The following is a 22,351-nucleotide window of genomic DNA, read 5'->3' as shown; positions in this document are numbered from 1 at the left end:
TGATCAGCCCGCCGCGACCGCTTGACGGCGGCCACCCGGTCGCGGTGGGGTTGCGGCGGCCCCGCGATCCGGGGGCCGCGGCGTCCGGGCGCGCGGCGGGACCGGCGGACGGACAGGGAGGACGAATCATGACGGCCATGACCGCAGGCGTGACCCGGGCCGGCGAGGGCATCGAGGGAATCCGCTGGAACATCCTCGGCCAGACCTACGTGCCCAAGCAGCTCTCGGAGGCCTCCTTCGGCTGGCACGCGACGCTGCCCCCCGGCACCTTCGTGCCGCCGCACATCCACCCGACCCAGGACGAGTTCGTCTACATGCTGCAGGGCCGGCTCAGCCTGGAGCTGAACGGCGAGCCCGGCCTCGCCGAGCCCGGCGACACGATCCGCCTGCCTCGCGGCGTCCCGCACGGCCTGTTCAACCGCGGCGACGCGGACGTGAAGTGCCTATTCTGGGTCGCGCCGTCGCGCCGCCTCTACGACCTGTTCTGGGCCCTGCACAATCTCGGGCCGAACGCCGCCCCGGCCGACCTCGCGGCGATCTCCGCCCAGCACGAGGTCGATTTCCTGCCCCCGCCCGAGGCGGAGTGAGGCCATGCGCGTCGTCATCGTCGGCGCCGGGATCGGCGGGTTCGCCACCGCCCTGATGCTGCACCGGCGCGGCATCCGGGCCGAGATCTACGAGCAGGCCGCGCAGGTGCGCGAGGTCGGGGTCGGCATCAACACCCTGCCGCACGCGATCCGCGAACTCGCCGATCTCGGCCTGCTCGCCGCCCTCGACCGGGTGGCGATCCGCACCCGGGAATTGCGCTACTACAACCGCCAGGGCCAGGAGGTCTGGCGCGAGCTGCGCGGCACCCATGCGGGCCATCCGGTGCCGCAATTCTCGATCCATCGCGGGCGCCTCCAGGGCGTGCTGGACGCGGCCGTGCGGGAGCGCCTGGGCGGGGAGGCCGTGCGCACTGGCCTCGCGCTGTCCGGCTTCCTGGAGGACGAGGGCGGGGTCACGGCGCATTTCACCGACGCGGTGCGGGGCGGGGCCGGGCGCACGGTGCGGGCCGACGTGCTGATCGCGGCGGACGGGATCCACTCGGTCGCCCGCCGCCGCTTCTACCCGGACGAGGGGCCGCCCTGCTGGAACGGCGTGCTGATGTGGCGGGGCGCCGCGCCCTGGGCCCCCTGGGGCGACGGGCGCACCATGGCGATCGGCGGCGGCATGGGCGGCAAGTGCGTGCTCTACCCGATCGCCGAGGCCGAGGACGGGCGCCAGCTGATGAACTGGGTCGTGCTCGCCAAGGTGGCGGACGGGCGCGTCTCGCCGCCCCCGAAGGAGAGCTGGTCGCGCCCGGCCCAGCGCGCGACGGTGCTGCCCTTCGCGCGCCGCTTCACGCTCCCGGATTTCGATTTTTCCGGGCTGGTCGAGGCCACGCCCCAGGCCTTCGAGTACCCGATGTGCGACCGCGACCCGCTGCCGCGCTGGACGCACGGGCGAGTCACCCTGCTCGGGGACGCGGCCCATCCGATGTACCCGGTCGGCTCGAACGGCGCCTCGCAGGCCATCCTGGACGCGCGGGCGCTCGCCGACGCGCTCGCCCGGGCCGAGCACCCGGCCCAGGCGCTCCTGGCCTACGAGGCCGAGCGCCGGCCGAAGACGGCCGAGATCGTGCTCCTCAACCGCAAGGGCGGCCCCGAGCGGGTGATCGACGAGGTGGAGAAGCGCGCCCCGGCGGGCTTCTCGGCGATCGACGCGGTGATGAGCCACGCCGAGCGTCAGGCGATCGTCAGCGGCTATGCGGGCAAGGCCGGCTTCGCCGCCGCGCCCGCCCTGCGGGTGGCGGCGGAGTAGGACGGCGGCCCGATCCTGGGTGGCGACGGCCCGCCCACGGGACGGCGCGCCGCTCATCCTCGCACTCGCCGGAGGGACGCGCCCCGCTGCCCCGGATCTCCCCCGCCCCGCTGGCTCAATCGCGCGGGCCGGAGACGGGCCCGGCAGGCGGGGAGCGCGAGGACGCAAACCGGCCGGCTCGCCGCCCGCGCCTCATACGCCATCCGTTTGATTGGTTCGCCATGCGGGTGTCGGCGTCGCTCAAGCGCCGCGCTCAGGCGCCGCGCGGGCGCCGGATCCGGGACCCGCTTCGATCGAGCGGATCCCGGATCAGGCCCCCGGCCAGCGGCGGAAGCGCCGCGCCGCGTAGGGACCGATGTCGAGCGGGGGCGCCGCGCCGCGGGCGAGGGCGCCGGCGGCCCGGCCGGTGATCGGCCCGGCGGCCAGCCCGACATGGCCGTGCCCGAAGGCGTGCACGATGTCGGGCGTGGAAGAGGCGGGGCCGATCACCGGCAGGCCGTCGGGAGTGGAGGGGCGATGCCCCATCCAGCGCGCGCTCTCCTCCGGCGTGGCGCGCAGGTCCGGATAGGCGGCGTTCGCGTGGCGCAGCAGGATCGCGGCCCGGCGCCAGTCCGGCGCCGCCTCGACGCGGGCGAGCTCCACCTGTCCGGCGAGGCGCAGGCCCTGCGTCGTCAAGGTGTTCGCCATCCGGCCGTCGCTCGGCATGATCGGGATGCGCGGGGCCGCGCGCGGCGCGGGCACCACCACGTGGTAGCCGCGCTCGCTCGCGAGCGGCACCCGGTCGCCGGCGAGGCGCGCGAGGCGCCCCGCCCCGATCCCCGCGGCGATCACCGCCCGATCGCAGGGGATCTCGCCCGCCTCGGTCATCACGGCCCGCAGGCGGCCCGCCGCGACGCGGAAATCCCGCGCCGCGATCCGGGCGAGGACGGCGCCCCGCGCGACCGCCTCGGCGACCAGGGCCGCGACGTAGCCGCCCGGATCGACGCAGTGGGCGCCCTCCTCGATCAGGACGCCGAAGCCGTAGCGCCCGGACAGGCAGGGCACGCGCCGGGACAGGTCCTCGGGGCCGAGTTCGACCCAGGACAGGCCGTTGTCGCGGCGCAGCCGCCAGGCCAGGGCCTCCGCCGCGAAGGCGGCGCGGTCCGGATAGGCGTAGAGCAGCCCCTCGCGCCGGATCAGGTCGGGCCGGCCGATCCCGGCGGCCAGGGCCGCGTGGCGGGAGGGCGCGTCCGCCAGGAGCGGCGCCAGGGCCCGCGCCGTCCGCTCCACCGCCGCCACGCTCCGCCCGGCGAGGAGGAAGCGCGCCAGCCAGGGCGCGAGACGGGGCAGGTCGGCCCAGCGGATCGTCAGCGGGCCGGCCGGGTCGAGGAGGTAGCCCGGCACCCTGCGCCAGGTCCCCGGCAGCGCCATCGGCACGATCGAGCCGGGGCTGATCCAGGCGCCGTTGCCGTAGCTCGCCGCCTGCGCGCCGCCGGGCTCGCCCGGCTCGATCAGCGTGACCCGGCAGCCGGCGCGCACGAGGTCGAGGGCGGTCGCCGCACCCACGATGCCGGCGCCGATGACGGCGACGTGGAGGGACATCGCGCGCTCAGGCCTGCGCGCGCACGCGGGCATTCGCCCGCACCGCGTGCTCCGACACGGTGATGCCGAGGCCCGGGCCGTCCGGCACGACGACCTCGCCGCCGCGATTCTCCACCCGCGTCTCCAGCACGTCCTCGATGAGGACGTGGTGGGGCATGTAGAACTCGCATCCGAGCGAGACGCCCGGGGTCGCGGCGATGAACTGGGTCCCGGCCGCGAGCGCGACGCCGCCCTCCCACAGCGTGCCGCCGTAGCCGGGCAGGCCTGCCGCGTCGGCGAGCGCCATCAGCCCCTGCGCCTTGAGCAGGCCGCCGGTCTTCATCAGCTTGACCGAGATCGCGTCCGCCGCGCCGAGCCGCACGATCTGCGCGAGGTCGCTCGCGTCGAAGCAGCTCTCGTCGGCCAGGATCGGGGTGTCGAGGGCGGCCGCCAGGGAGGTCATCGCGGCGAGGTGGCCGCGGGCGACCGGCTGCTCGATGAAGGTCGGCGCCAGCGTCTCGACGTCGCGCAGCAGCCGGATCGCCCCGAAGGGCGCGAGGGCCTGGTTGTCGTCGACGCGCAGGTCGAGGGCGGCGCCGAACTCGGCCCGGATCGCCTCCAGCCGCGCCATCTCCCGGCGGTGCTCCCGCATGCCGGTCTTGACCTTGACGATGCGGGCGCCGGCCGGGACCATGGCCCGCATCCGGTCGAGATCGGCGGCGAAGTCGGGATCGGCGATGGAGAAGGAGAGCGGGATCGTGTCGCGGACGCGGCCCCCGAGCAGGTCCGCCACCGAGAGCCCGGATTGGCGGCCGAGGATGTCGAACAGGGCCGTCTCGACCGCGAGCTTGGCCTCGGCATGGCCGACCAGGGCCCGGTCCATCGCCGCGCCGAGGGCCCGGATGCGCCGCACGGGCGCGCCGAGCACCAGCGGGCGCAGGTAGCGGTCGAGGGCCGCGAAGGCGGCCTCGGGCGTGCCGGTGAAGACCGCCCAGGGCGCCGCCTCACCCCAGCCGACCACGCCGTCGCTGGCGGTGAGGTCGAGGAGGACGCGCGTGACCGCGCCCTCGACGGTCCCGACGCCCTGCAGCCGGGCCATGCGGATCGGGCTCTCGATCGGGAACAGCCGCATGCGGTCGATCACGGGCGCGCTCACGCCAAGCCTCCATCGACGTGCCAGACCTGCCCGGTGACGTAGGAGGCGGCCTCCGAGGCCAGGAAGGCGAGCACGGCCGCGACCTCGTCGGGCCGCCCGACGCGCCCGAGCGGCACGGCCGCGATGGTCCGCGCCCTCGCCTCCGCCCCGAGCTTGCCGGCGGCCGGGTCGTCCTTGGCGATCAGCCCGGGCGCGACCGCGTTCACGCAGATCCCCTCCGGGGCGAGTTCGAGGGCGAGCAGGCGCACCGCGGTCTCCAGCGCCGCCCGGCCGAGCGCCGTCGCCGCGAAGGGCGTGAGCCCGGGGCGGATCGCGTGGGCCACGAAGGAGGAGACGGCGACGGCCCGCGGCGCGGCGGCGGCGGCGAGGAGCGGCCGGCAGGCCGCCACGAGCCGCAGGAAGGCGTCCGCCTCGTCGCGCCCGGGCAGGGCGGGCGGAAGGTCGAGGACCCGCCCGCGCCGGGCGCTCCCGGCCACCGCGACCAGGGCGTCGAGGCGCCCGAACGCGTCCGCCGCCGCCCGGGCGAGGGATGCGGCGGTCTCCGGCGCGGCGTCGTCGGCGATCCGCGTCGCGACGGCCGCCCCCGCGGCGCGGGCCGCCGCCGCGACGGCGGCGAGCCCCTCCGCATTCGCCCGGGTCGCGAGGAGCAGCCCGGCGCCGGGAGCGGCGAGGCGCAGGGCCGTCGCCCGGCCGATGCCGCTCGCGGCCCCGGTGACGAGGGTGGCGCGGGTCACCGCCGGCGTCACGCGCCCGCCCCCGGGAAGGGCAGGCGCCCTCGGTGGAAATGGCCGAGGAAGCTCAGCGTGGCGGGATCCCGCGGCGCGTCGATGACCTCGCGGGCGGGGCCCTCCTCGACCACGACGCCGTCGCGCAGGAAGACCACGCGGTCGGCCACCTCCCGCGCGAAGGCGATCTCGTGCGTGACCAGCACCATCGTCATACCCTCCGCGGCGAGGTCCCGGATCACGCCCAGCACCTCGCCGACGCGTTCGGGATCGAGGGCGGAGGTGGCCTCGTCGAACAGCATCACCTCGGGCTCCATGGCGAGCGCCCGGGCGATGGCGACGCGCTGCTTCTGGCCGCCCGACAGCGTGGCCGGATGCTGCGCGGCCCGCTCGGCGAGCCCGACCTTGCGCAGCTGCGCCATCGCCCGCGCCTCCGCCTCCGGCTTCGGCAGGCGCCGGACCGTGACGAGCGCCTCGGTCACGTTGCCGAGCACGGTCCGGTGCGGGAACAGGTTGAAGTGCTGGAAGACCATGCCGGTGCGGGCGCGGAACGCCGCCAGCGGCCTCGCGCCCGGCAGGGTCGCGCCGGGCCCGAAGGCGAAGCGCGTCTCGCCGACCCGGATCGTCCCGCCATCCGGCACCACCAGGAGGTTGATGCAGCGCAGGAGCGTCGACTTGCCCGAGCCGGAGGGGCCGATCAGGGCGACGACCCCGCCGGCCGGGACTGCGAGGTCGACCCCCCTCAGCACCGGAACGGCTCCGAAGCTCTTGCGCAGCCCGGCGATCTCGATCTTGGGCGCGGCGGTCACGCGCCCGCTCCGAGCCGGCGCTCGCCGATCCGCACCAGGACGGTCAGCGGGAACAGGATCACGAAATAGGCCACCGCCACCGCCGTGTAGGTTTCGAGCGGCCGGTAGCTGTCATGGGCCGCCACCTGCGCCTGGTAGACGAGGTCGGGCACCGCCAGCACCGAAACGAGCGAGGTGTTCTTGAGCTGGATGATCGACTGGTTCATCAGCGGCGGGACCATGCGCCGGAAGGCCTGCGGCAGGATGATCCGGCGCATGGTCTGGCCCGGGGTCATGCCGAGGGCGGCGCCGGCCTCGCCCTGGCCGGCATCGATCGAGACGATGCCGGCCCGGATGATCTCGGCGTAGAACGAGCCGCCGTAGCAGGACAGGGCGAGGAGCGAGGCCGTGACCGGCGACATCTCGAGGCCCGTGAGGATCGGCAGGGCGTAGTAGAACCAGATCAGCTGCACCAGGACCGGGGTGCAGCGAAAGATCTCCACGAAGCCGAGGACGAGGCCGCGCACGAGAGCGAGGCGCGACAGGCTGGCGAGCCCGCCGACGAGGCCGACGGCGAGACCGAGGGCGACGATGCCGGCCGTGAAGGCCACCGTCACGGCGAGCCCGTTGAGGAGCAGCCAGCGGTAGCCCCAGAGGACGCCGAAATCCCACACGTACATGCCGCGCCCCCGGGCCGGCCGCTCAGATCGACACGCCCGGCGGGAAATCGGCCTCGGTCACCCCGGCGGATTCGAGGTTGCCGATGATCGCCGAGCGGATGAAGCCCATGCCCTTGTTGAACTCGATCCAGGTGCTGACGTAGTCGCGCCACGTCTTGTCGGCCTCGCGCCGGAAGCCGGCGTTCGAGGTGGTCGAGAAGATCGGCGTCGGCAGCGTGAACTGGCCGAGGGCGGGGTTCTTCTTGAGGACGGTGAGGGAGAGGATGAAGACGAGGCACTGGGCGTCGACCCGCCCGGCCTGGAGGGCGGCGGTGGCGTCGTCCGCCCCCTTGAGCCGGGTGATCTGGGCCTTCGGGGCGAGCCGCGTCACCACCGCGTCGTGCGACGAGCCGGCATCGACCGCGATGCGCACGGCCGGATCGTTCATCTCCGCCCAGGTCTTCCTCTCGAAGCCCTTCCGGGTGATGAACGTGAAGGCGTTGGCGAAGACCGGGACCGAGAAGTCCACGACCAGGGCGCGCTTCGGCGTCGGGTTCAGGCCGAAGAACACGTCGGTCTTGCCGGCCTGCAGGTCGAGGACGGAGTTGCCCCAGGTGGTCTCGGTGACGTCGAGCTCGCATTCGAGCTCGTCGGCCAGGGCCTTGCAGATGTCGATGTAGAAGCCCTTCCACTGGCCGCTGGCGAGGTCCCTGTAATAGTAGGGGGCGCCGCCGTTCACCGCGCCGATGCGCAGCTTCCGGGTGCGGCGGACGCGCTCGAAGGTGGTCTCTCCGGCCGTCGGCTGGGCGGCGGCTGGCGCGGCCACGGCCGCCGCTCCCCCGGCGAGGGCGCCCATGCCGACCAGGGAGGCGATATCCCGGCGTGAGATCATGACCTGTCTCCTGTCCCGGCTCGGTTGTCCGGCGACGCAGGGGAATGGTCAAGCTCGCCGTGAGGCCGGCGCCGACGACCGCGCGGACCGGATGGCCGTGGACGCTCCCGCGCGTCGATGCGGAGGATATCCGAGCGGTGGCGTCTTGTCCGATCCGGCGCTCGCGCCCGAACCCGTCGCGCGGGCTCCTACGCCGTCCGCAGGCCGCCCGGCACCACGGTCAGGACGGGCCGGCGCCGCCCGGAGGAGACCACCACCTCGCTCACCCCGTCCTGCTCCGCGACGACCTCGATCGCGCAGCCGAAGCCGCGCGCCACGCTGCGCGCCTGATCGAGGCTGGCGCTCGAGAGCAGGCGCGTGAAGCTGCGGCCGCCCTGCTGCGCGAGCTGCGCGACCAGCAGCCCGATCTCCACGCCTTCCTGGAAGCTCGCGTCCCGCCCCGGAAAGCGCAGGCGCAATCCGTCCTCAACCTGGATGTGGCGCATCCCCGTTCATCCCGCCGCCCGTGTCATCGTGCTGTCACGCTGGTTAACGGCAGCGAAACGCCTCGCCCAGAGCGGACGAGGCGTCGGCGCGCGCGCGGGCGGCACCGTTGTGGCGCGGCCACACCCGGGCCGCGCCGTGGCGCGGCCCGGGCGGGAAGCGGGATCGCGAACGGGCCGGTCAGCGCCGCGGCGTGGTGGGGGTGTCCGTCGTGCCGGTGCGGGTGACCTTGCCGCGCTCGTCCTCGATCTCGACCTCGGTCCGACGGACCTTGTCGGAGACGGTCTCGGTGCGCTGCTCGACGTCCTTGCGCAGCCCGATCTCCTCCTTCACGCGGACGTCCTTCGAGACCACCGCCTCCTCGGCCCGCTCGGCGGCCTCGATCGTCCGCTCGGCGAACAGCCGCTCGTCGGCCTGGGTCGGCGCCCGGTCCACCGGCCGGCGCTCGAGATGGACGCGCTCCTCGCGCAGGCCCACCTGCTCCTGCACGGGCGTCTCGACCACGTAGGAACGCACCCGCACGCGGCCGGCCTCGGCCACCCGCTTGCCGACCCGCAGCCGCTCCTCGGCCACCGGGATCGTCTCGTCGCGGCCCACGGTCGCGCCGGTCGCCGTGCCGCCGCGCGCGGTCGCGGCGCCGGTCGCCGCGGTGGTGCGGGCGGTCGCGGTGCCCGACGCGGTGGCGCCCCGCGCCGTCGCGGTCGTGCCCGAGGCGGCGGCGGGGTAGCCGGTCCAGCCCTCGCGGCGCCACGCCGCCTCGCGCTCGTCCATGTGCACCGCGCCCGCGCCCTCGAGCACGTCCGCGATCCGGCTGGCATCGCCCGGCTCGGCCGTGACGATCACCATGGTGCCGCCCCGGCTCATGCCCTCGGCGTAGGCGTAGCGGTCCTCGTCGGGCATGAAGATGTCCTTCAGGGACGCCCAGAAGCCGCCCTCGTCCCGGCGATGGTCGTAGGACGTGCCCGTCGCCGTGGTGCTGCTCTGCGTCTCCGGGGAGAGGCGGATGCTCGTGCGGGGCACGCCGAGCGCGACGACGCGCTCGATGGCGGCCTCGGCCTCGCGGCGGCTGTCGAAGAGGGCCGTGATGGTCTGCGACATACTCTACTCCTCCGTGGGGGAATCGGGGTTGGGGGTGCCATCGGGCCGGAGACGCTCGATGGTCGCGTGCTGGCGGCGCAGGGTGACGGGGAGCTCCACGTCCTCCCCCCGGGTCGTCTGGCGGATATGCACCTCCTCCTTGAGGATGAGGCGCTTCTCGACCACGAGGACCTCTTCCAGGACGGGGATGATGGTCACCCCCGCCTCGGTGCGAACCTGAGGGGCCGGCTCGCCCTCGGCGATGACGCGGTCGATCGGGACGCGGCTCACCCCGACGGCGTCGCTGCGCAGGGTCTCGCGCAGCACCTGCTCGCTCAGCGCGACGTGGGTCCGCACCCGCACCCGCCCCGTCTCGACCACGCGCTTGTCGATCCGGGCGGTTTCTTCCGCAATCGGGATAGTCTGGGAGGACTCCGACAGCTCTACCGCTGCAGTCGACCTCACAGACGTCTCGGAATGCCGTTCCGCATGACGATCAGAGCTCGCCTGATCGTTTCCTTCAGCAATGCTGATCGGGTCAGAGCTTGGTTTCATCGTCCGCCACCTGCTCGGCGGGAGAACCCAGGGCGGGGCGGAGCTGTTCCAAGGAATGTTAATTTCTTTCACATCGGCCAAGCTCTCGCGCCGGGACGGCGCCGCCGGATCCGCCGCCATTTAACCGTCAGCTGCGCGCGGGGGCCGAACTCCGATCGGACGGGAGCGTTCCCGGCACTCCTCCCGGCGCAAATCCCCTCCGTCCATCGTGTCAGAAGCCAAGACCATCACCTTCAAGGGGCGCGGCCACGCCTCCCGCATCCAGGGACGCATCCTCCTGAAGGTCTGCCCGCTCTGCTCCCAGAAGAACTCGCCCCAGGCCGAGCCGACCGGGCGCTGCGGCTGGTGCGCCTACGTGCCCGACCCGCGCGACATCGAGATCGCGCGGCCCGGCACCCTCTGACCGGAGCCGCCGCGCCCACCTTCGGGCTTCGCGCCACGCGGGGCCGTCAGCCGCGGCGGCCCTCGACGAGCCGCGCGATCGCCCGCACGATGTGCCGCGGCTCGATCGGTTTCTGGAGCCGCACGACGTCCCCGAACTCGGCCGGGATGACGGCTTGGTCGTAGCCGGTGAGGAAGATGAACGGCGTGCCGGCCTGGAAGAGCGCGCGGGCCGTCTCGAAGGAGGGGCCGGCGCCCAGGTTGATGTCCACCACGGCGGCGGTCACGCCGCCCGCGCGCAGGGCCGCGAGGGCGGCCTCCTCGCGCGGGAAGGGTCCCACCACCACGGCACCGGCGGCCTGCAGGGCGGCTTCCGCGTCGCTGGCGAGGAAGAAATCGTCCTCCGCCACCAGGACGCGCTGCCCGACGAGGCTGGGCTCACCGATCATGTCGAGGGCACCTCCGCTGACGCCCGTGCGGACCGGCGCGTCGGTTTCGAGGATACTGGGCGCCGGCCCCAAGGGGAACTCGATGCTGGCCTCGGCGCCCTCGCGGGTGACCGCGAGGCGTCCGCGGCCGCCGAGTTCGTAGGGGACCCGCTGCTCGATCAGGCTGGTGCCGAAGCCGCGGTGGGCGGGCGGCGCCCAGTCGGGCTCGGGCGGGCGGGTCTCGGACCAGGTGAGCCGCAGCCAGGGCCGTCCGTCGGGACGGGTCAGGCGCCAGCGCGCGACGACCCGCCCCCGGGACCCCGCCAGGGCCCCGTGCTTCAGGGCGTTCGTCGCGAGTTCGTGGACGGCCAGCGACAGCACCTCGGCGGCTTTGGGGGCGAGCGTCACGGGCGGGCCGGAGAGGTCGTACTGCCCCGGGTCCTGGGCCTGGGCCTCGAGTTCGGCCCGCACGAGCGCGTCGACCTCCACGCCCAGATTCGCCGCCCGGGTCAGCAGCGCCTGGGTCCGGGCGAGGGCCATCAGCCGCCCCGACAGGAGCTCCGCGTAGTCGCGCACGTGCATCGCGGTGTCCGCCGTGCGCGCCGTGACCGAGCGGATCATCGCCATGATGTTGCGCACCCGGTGCTGCAGCTCGGCCAGGAGCACCGCCTGGTGCTCGGCCGATTGCTTCGCCTCGGTGACGTCGCTGGCGATGCCGGCGAGGCGCTGCACTCGCTCCTCCGGGCCGAAGAGCGGGAAGTCGGTGCTGCGGATCCAGCGGAAGGCGCCGTCCGCCGGCCGGCGGATCCGGAACTCGTGCGTCACCGAACGGCCCTGCCGCACCTCGTCGAGCCGCCGCAGCGCCGCCTCGCGGTCGTCCGGCACGATCAGGGCGCCCCAGCGGCGCGGGTCGCCCGCCACCGCCTCGCGCGGCAGGCCGTAGATCGGCTCGAAGGCGGGACTCAGGAATTCCAGCGCGAGCGTGTCGGCCGACCGGATCCAGAGGATGTCGGAGGACGCGTTGGCGAAGTGCCGGAAGCGCTCCTCGCTGCCGCGCAGGGCCGCCTCGGCACGGGCCCGCTCCACCGCCGCCCAGGTGCGCTCCGCCGTCTCCTCGGTGATCGCGACCTCGTCGGGCCGGAAATCGTGCGGGCCGGCATAGTGCACCGTGAGGATCGCCACGAGCCGGCCCTGCTTGACCAGGGGCACGCAGAGCGTCGCGCCGACCCCCAGCGTGGCATGCGCGGCCTTCTCGGCCGGCGTCATCAGCGGATCGGCCTGGATGTCGGGGCGCACGCAGGGGCGCCCCGCCCGCAGCGCCTCCATCAGCTCGCGCCCGTAATCGGCGTAGCGGTAGCGCCCGGCGATGCTGGGCCCCCCCCGGGTCCAGTCCTGCTTCAGGTCGACATGCGCGCCGTCGCCCACATCCTCCGCGTAGGCCACCCGGTCGGCGCCCAGGTGCTCCCCGAGGGCCCGCTGGGCCGCCTGCTGCACCGCGACCGGGTCGTCGAGGTCGCGCAGCGCGTCGCTCAGCGTCAGCAGGAAGGCCTGGCGCTCCTCGCTCCTGCGCAGGGCGCGCTCGGCCAACCGGCGGGCCGTCGTCTCGACCGCCACCATCAGGAAGCCGCCGACCTCACCGCTCTCCAGCCGGACGGGGGTCCAGCTCGCCGTGAACCATCCGGTCCGCGGGCCGTCGCCGCGGCTCCAGAGGTCGAAGGGGGTGTCGTCCCAGAGCTGGGACGTCCCGGCGAGCGTCGCCTCGACCGCCGGGCGCAGGAAATCGGCGAGTTCCGGCCAGACCCGCACCAGCGGCGCCCCGAGCGCGCCCGGATGCTTGTCGCCGAGGATCGCCCGGTAGGCGTCGTTGTAGAGCAGCGCCGCCTCCTTCCCCCAGCAGAGGCCCGCCGGCTGGCGCATGGCGAGCACCAGCTGAAGGGTGGTGCGCAGGTCCCGCGGCCAGCCCGCCAGCGGCCCGAGCGGCGTCGCGTCCCAGGCGTGGGCGCGGATGCACCCGCCCATCTCGCCGCCGCCGTACGGCCACGTGCCGCTCCCGGCGCTCTCGCGCTCATGACGCAAGGATGCACACCCATTTCCGCGCTCACGCCGAGGACCATCGCGCATCCGGAGCCTCCCGCCGGCCGCAGCGTGGCCGGCAGTTCGACGCCAGAGCGGGATTGCTGTCAACCGAGCGCCGCCGTCGAGCCGCGCCGACCGACGATAAGTCGCATCCGAGACGATCTCGGCCTCCCGCCCCGCAAGTGACCGGGATCGATCGATCTCGTCGGCCGACGGACAAGGGATCTGCTTTGCGATGCTGTCCCGCCGACGTTCCGTGAGCTCGCTCCTCCGCGAGCGGGTCCTGGAGTAGCCTGGCGGACTCGCCGCCTCGGTCGCCGTCGCGATCGCTCTCCCGGCGATTAGCCAAGGAGCCCTACAACCAAGAAGTCATGAAAACGACGCCCCGCAACCAAAGGGAGCGGATGGCAGCCTCTGCTCCAGGGCGCGATCCGGTTGGGCGCTCGGCCCAACGGCCTAGGTCGCCGGGAAACCTTGTGCACGAAATATTAGATGTCTATTGCAAACGGTACAATTCCAATGTGGCCCTGGGAGGCTTCCATGACCCGCATCGCCCTCACGATTCCCGGCCCGAGCCGCTCGGCGATCTCGATCGGGCTGCTCGGGGCCGTCGGTGCCGTGACGGCGCTGCTGGCCGGCCTGACCCTCGCCCCCGAGCCGGCCATCTCGTCACCCTCGGCGCCGGCCGCGGTGAGCCGCCCGGTCGCCGCACCGCGCGCGGCCGGGCCCAAGGCGATGCCCTCCGGCGAGCCGCGGCGCGCGGTGCGGGTCGTCTATCCGGGACCCGTCGTCGCGCGGTGAGCGCGTTCGGCCGCGCGGGATCGCTGCTCCCGCGCGGCGGAGGAGCCGGCCGCCCGGCCGGCTCCCGCCACGGCCTCAGCGCGCGGCGAGCTGCTTGGGCAGGCGGAAGGCCCAGAAGCTCGCGCCCTGGGTGATGCCGGCCGTGGACTTCGCCACCTCGCCGCCCCAGAGCGGCACCGCGCCGCCCCAGCCCGCCGCGACGCCGATCCACTGCTCGCCGTCCTGCTCCCAGGTGATCGGCGAGGACACGACCCCGGTGCCGAGCTGGAACTTCCAGACCTCCTCGCCGGTCTTCGCGTCGAAGGCCTTGAGGTAGCCCTCCGGCGTGCCGGTGAAGACGAGGTCGCCGCCCGTGGTCAGCACGCCGCCCCACAGCGGCGCCTTGTTCTTGTACTCCCACACTACCTTCTGGGTCGCCGGATCGATCGCCTTGAGCGAGCCGATATGGTCCTCGAAGACCGGCCTGATGGTGAAGCCGGCGCCCAGATAGGCGGCGCCCTTCTTGTAGGCCACCGGCTCGTTCCACAGGTCCATGCCCCACTCGTTCGAGGGCACGTAGAACAGCTTGGTGTCCGGGCTGTAAGCCATCGGCATCCAGTTCTTGCCGCCGAGGAAGCTCGGGACGGCGAAGACCGTGCTGCCCTTCTTGCCGTCCTGCGACTGCGACGGGTCGGAGGGGCGGAAGGCCGGGTCGTAGATCGGCCGCCCGTCGCCGTCGATGCCCTTGGCCCAGCTGATCTTCGCCACGAACGGCATCGCGCTCAGGAACGTCCCGTTCGCGCGGTCGAGCACGTAGAAGAAGCCGTTGCGATCGGCGGTCGCCCCCGCCTTCACCACCTTGCCGTCCTTGTGCAGGTCGAAGGGGATGAACTCGTTGACGCCGTCGTAGTCCCAGCCGTCGTGCGGGGTGGTCTGGAAGCCCCAGACGATCTCGCCGGTATCCGGGTTGATCGCCAGCCGCGACGACGACCACTTGTTGTCGCCCGGCCGCGTCGCGCTGTTCCACGGGCCGGGATTGCCGGTGCCGTAGTAGATCAGGTTGGTCTCGGCGTCGTAGGTGCCGCCGAGCCAGGTCGCGCCGCCGCCGAACTTCCAGGTGTCGCCCGGCCAGCTCTCGTTGACCTTGCCGGTCATGGTCGAGGGCTTGCCGTGGAGGGTGCCGACGTGGCCCTCGATCACCGGCCGCGACCAGACGAGTTCGCCGGTCTCGGCGTCGCGCGCCTCGACCCGGCCGACCACGCCGAACTCGCCGCCCGAGACGCCCGTGATGATCTTGCCCTTCACGATCATCGGCGCCGCCGTGAAGGAGTAGCCGGCCTTGTAATCGTCGATGTCCTTGCGCCAGATCACCTTGCCGGTCCTGGCGTCGAGCGCCACCAGCTTGGCGTCGAGGGTGCCGAAGTAGAACCGGTCCTTGTAGAGCGCGCCGCCGCGGTTGACGACGTCGCAGCAGGGCAGGATGCCCTCCGGCAGGCGGGCGTTGTACTCCCAGATCTTCTCGCCCGTGCGGGCGTTGATGGCGAAGGCGCGGCTGTAGGAGCCGGTCACGTAGATCACGCCGTCGTGCACCAGCGCCTGGCTCTCCTGGCCGCGCTGCTTCTCGCCGCCGAACGAGAACGAGTAGGCCGGGACGAGGCCCTTGATCGTGTCCCGGGTCAGGGCCTTGAGGGGGCTGTAGCGCTGGCCCTGCAGGCCGAGCCCGTAGGTGACGACGTCGCCCGGGGTCTTGGCGTCGTTGGCGATGTCATGGTCCGTCACGCCCTCGGCCCGGGCGGCGCCGAGCATCAGCGCGAGCGCCCCCGCCGACGCACACAAAGTCGTACGCAATCTCATGGACGTGTCCTCCTCCGCGAGACCCTGCCGCCCGTTCTCGTGCGCAGGGCGAGTGAAGCTTGGGCGGCGGCCGCCGCGGCGGCCGCCCGTGCCCCCTCCCTCCGGTCAGTCGCCGGACGGGGGCGTGAAGGTGACGCCGTGCCGGGCGAACAGCGCCTGCATCTCCCCGCTCGCCGCGAGGGCGGCCAGCGCGTCGCCGACCGCGTAGGCGAGGTCGCGGGAATCCTGGCGCACGGCGGCGCCGATCTCCCAGCGGGTGCGCACCGGCCCCGGCACGGAGAGTTCGGTGACGGCGACGCCCTCGGCCTTCGGGCCGGCCGCGCGCAGGGCCCCCTCGATCGCCGCCCGCGTGCCGCCGAGCACCGGGGCCTCCCCGGCGAGGAAGGCCGTCGCCGCCGCCGCGAAGCTGCGGAAGTGGCGGATATGGGCGCGCAGCTGCCCGCCCTCGGCCAGCATCAGCAGCGTGTCTGCGGCGCTGGTCCCCTCGACGGCGACCGGGTTGGCCTCGCTCGCTGCCAGGGAATCGAAGGCCTCCAGCCTGTCCCGGCGATACGCGAAGGCGACGCGCTGCTCGCAATAGGGCACGGTGAAGAAGACCTGCTCGTTGCGCAGCGCGAGTTGCCGGTCGGTGGGCACGTGCAGCATCAGGTCGGCCAGGGCCGAGCCGGCGAGGTCGCCGCGCCAGAGGTTCAGGCGGAAGTCGCCGTCGACGCTCTCGCCCGCCTCGACGAGGCGCAGGTCGAGGGCGACCTTGAGGCGCTCGGCGATCCGGCGGGCGAGGTCGACCTCGATCCCCGCGGGCCCGGCCGCGCCGTCATCCGAGAAGGGGGCGTTCTCGCGGTAGACCGCGACCCGCAGCGTGCCCGAGGCGACCACGTCGTCGAGGGGGCGGGCGGCGGCCGGCGCCGCCAGGGCGGCGGACTGGGCGGCGGACAGGGCGGCGAGGAGGACGAGGCGGCGCATCGCCCCGCTCACCCCTCGTTCACGTGGCGGGACTCGATGTAGGAGCGGATCGCCCACATCGCCTCCTGCGAGAGCGCGTCCCGGAACGGCGGCATCTTGTAGGTGCCGTTGATCATGGCGCCGTTCTGGATCCGCTCCATGAACCACGCATCGCCCTCGCTGCCCGTCTCGAGCCTGCGCAGGTCGGGCGCGAGGCCGCCGGAGATCACCTCCAGGCCGTGGCAGCGGGCGCAGTTCTGGGTGTAGCCCGAGTAGCCGATCTCCACGGCCTTGGGATTGCCCCGGTAGGGGTTCTCGGCGAGCAGGTCCGGCCCGAGCGCCGGCAGGCCCTTGGTGTCCACCGGCTGCGGCTGCACGTCCCCGTGGCCGTGGACGACGCTTGCGCTCGCGGCCGCGAGGGCCGCGGCCAGCAGGGTGCGGCGGGCGATCGGCGGAATCCGCATCGGTCTCAACCTCTTCCTTGGTGAGTTCATCCCCGGCGACCACGGAGCGTGATCGCATGCTTCGGCCCGTCCTCGGCCGCTCCGGGAGCGCCGGGCGGGACCGCACTTGATTCTCAGTTCTGCACGCTGGATGTCTTCATCCGGCCGACAAAGCGGCCTGGCTGCGACCATAATGCTTTCATGTACCAAATCAATAGCAATCTAGACTGCTCAACCTTTGGTACAATTCAGTGTTTAACCTTTGGTCCAAGTGGCTCGTCTGGGCCGGGCGGCCTATCCTGCGGGGCACGAGGCGGCACGACCGCCGCGAGGAGATGCAGCGATGCGAGGCACCGGCCTTCGCGCGGCGCGCCTGCTGCTGGCGGGGGCCGTCGCCTTCCTGTCCACGGGCCTCGCCGCCGCGCAGGCCGTGGTGGCCGTCCACTACCTGGAGCGCCGGGTGGACCGCCCGGTCCCGCTCAACAACGAGGAGCCGGTCCCCGAGGACCAGGGTCTGCGCGGCGCCGAACTCGGTCTGCGCGACGCGCAGGCGACGGGGCGCTTCGTGGGCCTGGGCTTCTCCCTGAACAGCACCGTGGTCGGGCCGGGCGAGGACATCCGCGCGGCGCTCTCGCGCATCCTCGCCGCGCAGGCGCCGCGCTTCGTGGTCGTGAACGCCCCGGCGGGCGACCTCCTGGCGCTGGCCGACGCGGAGGCGGCGGGAGGCACGGTCTTCCTCAACATCGGCGCCGCCGACACGCGCCTGCGCGACCAGGATTGCCGGGCGCGGGTGCTGCACCTGCTGCCCTCCCGGGCGATGCTGACCGACGCCCTGGTGCAGTTCCTGGTCGCCAAGCGCTGGACCCGGCTCCTCCTCCTGTCCGGGCCCGCCCCGGCGGACGCGCTCTACGCCGAGTCCCTGCGCCGCAGCGCCCGCAAGTTCGGGGCCCGGGTGGTGGCGGAGGCGCGCTTCGACCCGCAGGGGGCCGACATCCGCGATTCCGCCGCGCAGGAACTGGCGCTCGCCTCGCGCGGGCCCGAGCACGACGTGGTGGCGGTGGCCGACGAGGCGGGCGCCTTCGGGGCGAGCCTCGTCTACAACACGGCCTCGCCGCGGCCCGTCGTCGGCACGCACGGGCTCACCCCGACGGCCTGGGGCCGGCCGGTCGAGGCCTGGGCGGCGGCCCAGCTCCAGACCCGCTTCCGCAAGCTCGCGGGCCGGCCGATGGACGCGGTCGATTACGCGGGCTGGCTCGCCGTGCACGCGGTCGGCGAGGCGGCCGCGCAACTGCGCAGCGCCGATCCCGACGCGATCGCCGACCTGCTCCTGTCCGGGCGCTTCGAACTCGGCGGCTTCAAGGGGCGGGCGTTGAGCTTCCGGCCCTGGAGCGGCGAGTTGCGCCAGCCGGTCTTCCTGCTCTGGCCCGGCGCCGTCGCGGCGACGGCGCCGCTCGCGGGCTTCCTCCACCAGCGCACCGAACTCGACACGCTCGGCCTCGACCAGCCCGAGAGCGCCTGCCGGGCGATGCGCGACCCGCGGCGCGGCAGCTGATGCGGCGGCGCGCGGCAGGCCTCCTCGCGCTGCTCTGGGCGGGCGCGGCGCCCGGGGCGGAGGTCTTCGTCACCAACGAGCGCGACAACACCGTCTCGGTGATCGATTCGGAGCGCCTCGAGGTGGTCCGCACCTTCGCGGTCGGGCGCCGGCCGCGCGGGGTGGCCTTCTCGCGGGACGGGCGCCGCCTCTTCGTCTGCGCGAGCGATTCCGACGCCGTCCAGGTGATCGACCCCGAGACCGGCCGGCTCCTCGACAACCTGCCCTCCGGCCAGGACCCGGAGCAGTTCGCCCTGCACCCGGACGGGCGCCGCCTCTTCATCGCCAACGAGGAGAACGCCACCACGACGGTGGTGGACGCGGCCGAGCGCCGGGTGCTGGCCCAGATCGACGTCGGCATCGAGCCGGAGGGCATGGCGGTGAGCCCGGACGGGACCCTCGCGGTCACGACCTCGGAGACCACCAACATGGTCCACTGGATCGACGCGGCGACGCTGCGCGCCGTCGACGCCACCCCGGTCGGCCAGCGGCCCCGCTACGCCGCCTTCACGGCGGACGGCGCGACGCTCTGGGTCTCCTCGGAGGTCGGCGGCACGGTGGCGGTGATCGACGTCGGGACCCGCCGGGTCCGCCGCACGATCGGGTTCGAGATCAGGGGCGTGGCGCCGGACCGGATCCAGCCGGTCGGGATCCGGCTCACCCGCGACGGGCGCCTCGCCTTCGTGGCGCTCGGCGCGGCCGACCGCGTGGCGGTGGTGGACGCCGCGACCTTCGAGGTGCTGGGCTTCATCCTGGTCGGGCGCCGGGTCTGGCACCTCGCGCTCACGCAGGAAGAGGGCCGCCTGTTCACCACCAACGGCGTCTCGGGCGACGTGACGGTGATCGACGTGGCGACCCGCCGGGCCCTGCGCAGCGTCAAGGTCGGGCGCTATCCCTGGGGCGCCGCCGTGCGCCCGACCGGGGCCGCGCCGTGAGGGGGGGCTCAGCCGGCCTCCCCCTGGCGCCGCCGTGGCCCGCACGGGCCGTGAGGGCGGCGCGGCGCGCCATCCGCCTCCTCGCCCCGCTGCTCGCCCTCTGGCTCCCCGCCGCGGCCGGGGCCGGCACCCTCGACCGGGCCGGGCTGGAGCGGCTCTTCCCCCCTCCCCTCGTGGTCGGCGAGCGCGACGACGCCCTGCCGGTCTGGCCGATCCTCAAGCAGGAGGCGGGCCGCTACGACGTCTTCGCCTACGCGTACGAATCGGCCGACCTCGCGCCGATCCCGGGCTTCGGCGGCACGCCGCCGAACCTGCTGGTCGCGCTGGCGCCCGACGGCAGCTTCCGGGACGTGCGGGTGCTCTCGCACCGCGAGCCGGTCTTCCTGGAAGGGCTCGGCGAGGGGCCGCTCTTCGCCTTCGTCGCGCAATATGGGGGGATGTCGGCCCGGCGGCCGATCCGGGTCGGGCGCGCCAACGCGCGGGCCAACGGCGCCCCGCCCGCCTCCACGGTGGACGGGGTGTCGATGGCGACCGCCTCGACCCGGGTCATCAACGAATCGCTGCTCGCCGCCTCCCTCGCCGTGGCGCGCGCCAAGCTCGGCTTCGGCGCCGGCCAGAGCGCGGCCCTGCGCGTCGAGGCGCGGCCCGGCCCCGTCGAGAGCCTGACCTGGGACGCGCTCCTCGCCCGCGGCTTCGTGCGGCGCTTCGCGCCCACGCACCGGGCCGTCGAGGCGGCCTTCGCGGGATCGGGCTTCGAGGGCCCGGCGCCGGCCGCGCCCGACGCGCCCTTCGCGGAGATCTACCTCGCCTATCTCAACCTGCCGACCATCGGCCGCGCGCTGCTCGGCGAGGCGCGGCACGCGGCGCTGATGGCCGAGATCGGCCCCGGCGCCCACGCGGTCCTGGTCCTGTCGGCCGGGGCCTGGAGCGCGCTCGGCGAGGACTTCGTGCTCGGCGCGATCCCGGAGCGCTTCGGCCTCGGCCAGCGCGGGCTCGGGGTGACCGCCCGCGACCTCGCCATCGAGCGCCGCGGCGCCGGACCGCCCGGCATGCCGGAGGGGCCCTGGTCGATCCTGAGGATCGCCCCCGAGGCGGGCTTCGACCCCTCGGCGCCCTGGAGCCTGACCCTGCGGATCACCCGCGAGAAGGGCCAGATCTTCCCCGAGCGCGCGACCCGGGAGGTCGCCGCCGACTACGCCCTGCCGCCCGACCTCTTCGTCCGGGAGGCGCCGGAGGAACCCGCGACCTGGACCGAGCCGTGGCGAGCGCGGGCGGCGGACCTCGCGCTGATCGGCGCCGCCCTCGCCCTCCTGGTCGCCGTGCTCGCGCGCCCGCGCGGCCTCGCGGCCCGTCCCCGGCCCTTCGCGGCCTTCCGCCTCGCCTACCTCGCCTTCACCCTCGTGGTGATCGGCTGGGTGGCGCAGGCGCAGCTCTCGGTCGTCACCCTGATCGGCCTCGTGCGCGCCGCGACGGTCACGGGCGACCTCAGCTTCCTCCTCTACGACCCGCCCTCGCTCCTCCTGTGGGGCTTCGCCCTGGCGACGCTCGCGGTCTGGGGCCGCGGCACCTTCTGCGGCTGGCTGTGCCCCTTCGGGGCGCTGCAGGAACTCGCGGCCGCCGCCGCCCGTCCCCTGCGCCTGCGCCCGCGCGTCCCGGGCCCCGCCGCGGACCGGGCGCTGCGCCGGCTCAAGCACCTCCTCCTCGCCGCCATCCTGGCGAGCGCCGCCCTCTCGGCCCCCCTGGCGGATGCCCTGGCCGAGGCCGAGCCGTTCAAGACCGCGATCACGCTCGGCTTCGTCCGGGGCGCGCCCTTCTGCGCCTACGCGGCCGCCCTCCTGCTCCTCAACCTCTTCGTCTACAAGGGTTTCTGCCGCTACCTGTGCCCGCTCGGCGCGGGCCTCGCGCTGCTCGGCCGCCTGCGGCTCCTCGACTGGATCCCGCGCCGGCCCGAATGCGGCAGCCCCTGCCAGCTCTGCCGCGTGCGCTGCCGCTACGGCGCCATCGCGCCGAGCGGCCGCATCGACTACGCGGAGTGCTTCCAGTGCATGGACTGCGTCACGATCATCCAGGATCCCCGGCAATGCGTGCCGGCGATCCTGGCGCGCAAGCATCCGGCCCGCAAGTACCCGGGCCACAAGCACCCGGCGCGGCCCCGGCCGGCCCCGGCCGAGACGGCGTGAGGCCGGGCCGGCGCCGCCTCCTCGTCGGCGCCGCCGGGGCCCTCGCGGGGCTCGGCGGGGCCGGCCTCCTCGCCCTCGCCCGGGCGCGGGGGCTGCGCACCGCGAGCCGGGCCGGGCTCGCCTTCGGGACCACCGTGTCTCTCACGCTCGCGGGGCCGGACGCGGCCGCCCTCGAGGCGGCCCTCGCCGAGGGCTTCGCGGAGATCCGGGCGGTGGAGCGCGCCGCGAGCCTGTTTCGCGCCGACAGCGCCCTGTCGCGGCTCAACCGGGAGGGCCGGCTCGACGGGGCCGACCCGCACCTGCTCGCGCTCGCGCGCTTCGCCCTCGACCTCGCGGCGGCGAGCGCGGGGGCCTTCGACCCGACCGTGCAGCCGCTCTGGCAGGCCTGGGCCGAGGCGGCGGCGCGCGGGGCGCGCCCGACCCCCGCCGCCCTCGCGCGGGCCGGCGCCCTCGTCGACTGGCGCGAGGTCCGGATCGACGGGCACAGCCTGCGCCTGCTCCGGCCGGGCGCGGCCCTGACGCTGAACGGGATCGCCCAGGGCTACGCCGCCGACCGGGTGATGGCGGCCCTGGCGCGCCGCGGCGTGCGGGACGCCCTCATCGACACGGGCGAGCTGGGCGCGGCCGGCCACCGGGCGGACGGGTCGGCGTGGCGGCTCGGGATCGCCCATCCGCGGCGCGCCCGCACCCTCGCGGCGACGGTCGCGCCCTTCGCGGGCTTCGCCGCGACCTCGGGCGACTACGCCACCGCCTTCACGCCGGATTTCCGCCACCACCACATCGTCGATCCGGCCACCCGCGCCTCGCCCCCCGACCTCGCCTCGGTCACCGTCCTGGCCCCGTCGGGATTGCTGGCGGACGGGCTGTCGACCGCCGCGATGGTCCTGGGCGAGACGGGGGCCCGGGCCCTGCTCGCCCGTTACTCCGGTTGTTCAGGACATTTCATTGCAAAGATCTGATTTTAACTGATCATGCCCGGCTTGCGGCGGCCGCCGTTCTCGCGC

General features: G+C 74.4%; 21 protein-coding genes. 8 read left to right on the top strand and 13 right to left on the bottom strand.

The features are described 5' to 3' along the window. Positions 1-128 precede the first annotated feature (128 nt). Both M446_RS17415 and M446_RS17410 read left to right on the top strand, forming a co-directional pair. Complete coding sequence (locus M446_RS17415; protein WP_012333418.1) at positions 129-587, top strand: cupin domain-containing protein; 459 nt, start codon at positions 129-131, stop codon at positions 585-587. Positions 588-591: 4 nt separating this feature from the next. After that, on the top strand, positions 592-1,842 hold the full coding sequence (locus M446_RS17410; RefSeq protein ID WP_012333417.1) for a flavin-dependent oxidoreductase: 1,251 nt from the start codon (positions 592-594) through the stop codon (positions 1,840-1,842). Between the two features lie 309 nt (positions 1,843-2,151). On the opposite strand, the gene M446_RS17405 is transcribed toward M446_RS17410, so the two are convergent. From M446_RS17405 to M446_RS17365, 9 genes are all read right to left on the bottom strand, one after another. Continuing rightward, the gene (locus M446_RS17405) at positions 2,152-3,423 is read right to left on the bottom strand and encodes an NAD(P)/FAD-dependent oxidoreductase (RefSeq protein WP_012333416.1); all 1,272 of its coding nucleotides are present in this window, start codon (positions 3,421-3,423) and stop codon (positions 2,152-2,154) included. 7 nt (positions 3,424-3,430) lie between these two features. Further along, on the bottom strand, positions 3,431-4,534 hold the full coding sequence (locus M446_RS17400) for an enolase C-terminal domain-like protein (protein ID WP_415926918.1): 1,104 nt from the start codon (positions 4,532-4,534) through the stop codon (positions 3,431-3,433). A 20-nt stretch (positions 4,535-4,554) separates the two neighbouring features. Further along, complete coding sequence (locus tag M446_RS17395) at positions 4,555-5,304, bottom strand: SDR family NAD(P)-dependent oxidoreductase (protein ID WP_012333414.1); 750 nt, start codon at positions 5,302-5,304, stop codon at positions 4,555-4,557. Beyond that, the gene (locus M446_RS17390; RefSeq protein WP_012333413.1) at positions 5,301-6,092 is read right to left on the bottom strand and encodes an amino acid ABC transporter ATP-binding protein; all 792 of its coding nucleotides are present in this window, start codon (positions 6,090-6,092) and stop codon (positions 5,301-5,303) included. Before M446_RS17390 ends, M446_RS17395 begins: the two co-directional genes overlap by 4 nt. Beyond that, positions 6,089-6,751 (bottom strand): amino acid ABC transporter permease, encoded by a 663-nt coding sequence (locus tag M446_RS17385; protein ID WP_012333412.1) that lies wholly within the window; start codon positions 6,749-6,751, stop codon positions 6,089-6,091. Before M446_RS17385 ends, M446_RS17390 begins: the two co-directional genes overlap by 4 nt. 22 nt (positions 6,752-6,773) lie before the next feature. After that, on the bottom strand, positions 6,774-7,622 hold the full coding sequence (locus M446_RS17380) for a transporter substrate-binding domain-containing protein (protein ID WP_012333411.1): 849 nt from the start codon (positions 7,620-7,622) through the stop codon (positions 6,774-6,776). A 188-nt stretch (positions 7,623-7,810) separates the two neighbouring features. Further along, a complete protein-coding gene (locus M446_RS17375) occupies positions 7,811-8,107 on the bottom strand; it encodes a hypothetical protein (protein WP_012333410.1) in 297 nt (98 codons plus the stop codon). Positions 8,108-8,285: 178 nt separating this feature from the next. Next, complete coding sequence (locus M446_RS17370) at positions 8,286-9,203, bottom strand: YsnF/AvaK domain-containing protein (protein WP_012333409.1); 918 nt, start codon at positions 9,201-9,203, stop codon at positions 8,286-8,288. Between the two features lie 3 nt (positions 9,204-9,206). Further along, positions 9,207-9,737, bottom strand: a complete 531-nt coding sequence (locus M446_RS17365; protein ID WP_012333408.1) for a YsnF/AvaK domain-containing protein — start codon at positions 9,735-9,737, stop codon at positions 9,207-9,209. 208 nt (positions 9,738-9,945) lie between these two features. On the opposite strand from M446_RS17365, the gene M446_RS17360 reads away from it, so the two are divergent. Next, on the top strand, positions 9,946-10,140 hold the full coding sequence (locus tag M446_RS17360) for a hypothetical protein (protein WP_012333407.1): 195 nt from the start codon (positions 9,946-9,948) through the stop codon (positions 10,138-10,140). A gap of 46 nt (positions 10,141-10,186) precedes the next feature. Here M446_RS17360 and M446_RS17355 read toward each other — a convergent pair whose 3' ends face one another. Then, positions 10,187-12,622: an HWE histidine kinase domain-containing protein gene (locus M446_RS17355; RefSeq protein WP_265576372.1), complete on the bottom strand. Its 2,436-nt coding sequence runs from the start codon at positions 12,620-12,622 to the stop codon at positions 10,187-10,189. A gap of 540 nt (positions 12,623-13,162) precedes the next feature. On the opposite strand from M446_RS17355, the gene M446_RS17350 reads away from it, so the two are divergent. After that, a complete protein-coding gene (locus M446_RS17350) occupies positions 13,163-13,423 on the top strand; it encodes a hypothetical protein (protein ID WP_012333405.1) in 261 nt (86 codons plus the stop codon). Positions 13,424-13,498: 75 nt separating this feature from the next. On the opposite strand, the gene M446_RS17345 is transcribed toward M446_RS17350, so the two are convergent. The 3 genes from M446_RS17345 to pedF all read right to left on the bottom strand — a co-directional run bounded on the left by M446_RS17345 (position 13,499) and on the right by pedF (position 16,662). After that, positions 13,499-15,256 carry a PQQ-dependent methanol/ethanol family dehydrogenase gene (locus tag M446_RS17345; protein WP_043701351.1) on the bottom strand — a complete coding sequence of 586 codons (1,758 nt, stop codon included), beginning with the start codon at positions 15,254-15,256 and terminating at the stop codon, positions 13,499-13,501. A 105-nt stretch (positions 15,257-15,361) separates the two neighbouring features. Beyond that, positions 15,362-16,219, bottom strand: a complete 858-nt coding sequence (locus M446_RS17340) for a substrate-binding periplasmic protein (protein WP_012333403.1) — start codon at positions 16,217-16,219, stop codon at positions 15,362-15,364. An 8-nt stretch (positions 16,220-16,227) separates the two neighbouring features. Continuing rightward, positions 16,228-16,662 (bottom strand): cytochrome c-550 PedF, encoded by a 435-nt coding sequence (pedF, locus tag M446_RS17335; RefSeq protein WP_012333402.1) that lies wholly within the window; start codon positions 16,660-16,662, stop codon positions 16,228-16,230. Between the two features lie 322 nt (positions 16,663-16,984). Between pedF and M446_RS17330 the strand changes: the two genes are divergently transcribed. From M446_RS17330 to M446_RS17315, 4 genes are read left to right on the top strand one after another with little or no spacing between them, the layout of a single operon-like run. After that, positions 16,985-18,193 carry an ABC transporter substrate-binding protein gene (locus tag M446_RS17330; protein WP_012333401.1) on the top strand — a complete coding sequence of 403 codons (1,209 nt, stop codon included), beginning with the start codon at positions 16,985-16,987 and terminating at the stop codon, positions 18,191-18,193. Further along, entirely contained in the window at positions 18,193-19,167 is a 975-nt protein-coding gene (locus M446_RS17325) for a PQQ-dependent catabolism-associated beta-propeller protein (RefSeq protein WP_012333400.1), read from the top strand. Before M446_RS17330 ends, M446_RS17325 begins: the two co-directional genes overlap by 1 nt. Positions 19,168-19,217: 50 nt before the next feature. After that, positions 19,218-21,347 carry a 4Fe-4S binding protein gene (locus M446_RS17320; protein ID WP_050777494.1) on the top strand — a complete coding sequence of 710 codons (2,130 nt, stop codon included), beginning with the start codon at positions 19,218-19,220 and terminating at the stop codon, positions 21,345-21,347. Beyond that, complete coding sequence (locus tag M446_RS17315; RefSeq protein ID WP_012333398.1) at positions 21,344-22,306, top strand: FAD:protein FMN transferase; 963 nt, start codon at positions 21,344-21,346, stop codon at positions 22,304-22,306. The genes M446_RS17320 and M446_RS17315 overlap by 4 nt, the downstream gene beginning before the upstream one ends. Positions 22,307-22,351 lie beyond the last annotated feature (45 nt).

Source organism: Methylobacterium sp. 4-46, assembly GCF_000019365.1.
Classification (GTDB): Bacteria; Pseudomonadota; Alphaproteobacteria; order Rhizobiales; family Beijerinckiaceae; genus Methylobacterium.
This window is presented reverse-complemented; position numbering and strand designations above follow the sequence as displayed.

Bases quoted from the DNA above. Each gene is read 5' to 3' on its own strand.
- M446_RS17415 (WP_012333418.1), top strand. From the start codon at position 129: ATGACGGCCATGACCGCAGGCGTGACCCGGGCCGGCGAGGGCATCGAG.
- M446_RS17410 (WP_012333417.1), top strand. From the start codon at position 592: ATGCGCGTCGTCATCGTCGGCGCCGGGATCGGCGGGTTCGCCACCGCC.
- M446_RS17405 (WP_012333416.1), bottom strand. From the start codon at position 3,423: ATGTCCCTCCACGTCGCCGTCATCGGCGCCGGCATCGTGGGTGCGGCG.
- M446_RS17400 (WP_415926918.1), bottom strand. From the start codon at position 4,534: ATGCGGCTGTTCCCGATCGAGAGCCCGATCCGCATGGCCCGGCTGCAG.
- M446_RS17385 (WP_012333412.1), bottom strand. From the start codon at position 6,751: ATGTACGTGTGGGATTTCGGCGTCCTCTGGGGCTACCGCTGGCTGCTC.
- M446_RS17380 (WP_012333411.1), bottom strand. From the start codon at position 7,622: ATGATCTCACGCCGGGATATCGCCTCCCTGGTCGGCATGGGCGCCCTC.
- M446_RS17375 (WP_012333410.1), bottom strand. From the start codon at position 8,107: ATGCGCCACATCCAGGTTGAGGACGGATTGCGCCTGCGCTTTCCGGGG.
- M446_RS17370 (WP_012333409.1), bottom strand. From the start codon at position 9,203: ATGTCGCAGACCATCACGGCCCTCTTCGACAGCCGCCGCGAGGCCGAG.
- M446_RS17365 (WP_012333408.1), bottom strand. From the start codon at position 9,737: ATGAAACCAAGCTCTGACCCGATCAGCATTGCTGAAGGAAACGATCAG.
- M446_RS17350 (WP_012333405.1), top strand. From the start codon at position 13,163: ATGACCCGCATCGCCCTCACGATTCCCGGCCCGAGCCGCTCGGCGATC.
- M446_RS17345 (WP_043701351.1), bottom strand. From the start codon at position 15,256: ATGAGATTGCGTACGACTTTGTGTGCGTCGGCGGGGGCGCTCGCGCTG.
- M446_RS17340 (WP_012333403.1), bottom strand. From the start codon at position 16,219: ATGCGCCGCCTCGTCCTCCTCGCCGCCCTGTCCGCCGCCCAGTCCGCC.
- pedF (WP_012333402.1), bottom strand. From the start codon at position 16,662: ATGCGGATTCCGCCGATCGCCCGCCGCACCCTGCTGGCCGCGGCCCTC.
- M446_RS17330 (WP_012333401.1), top strand. From the start codon at position 16,985: ATGCGAGGCACCGGCCTTCGCGCGGCGCGCCTGCTGCTGGCGGGGGCC.
- M446_RS17325 (WP_012333400.1), top strand. From the start codon at position 18,193: ATGCGGCGGCGCGCGGCAGGCCTCCTCGCGCTGCTCTGGGCGGGCGCG.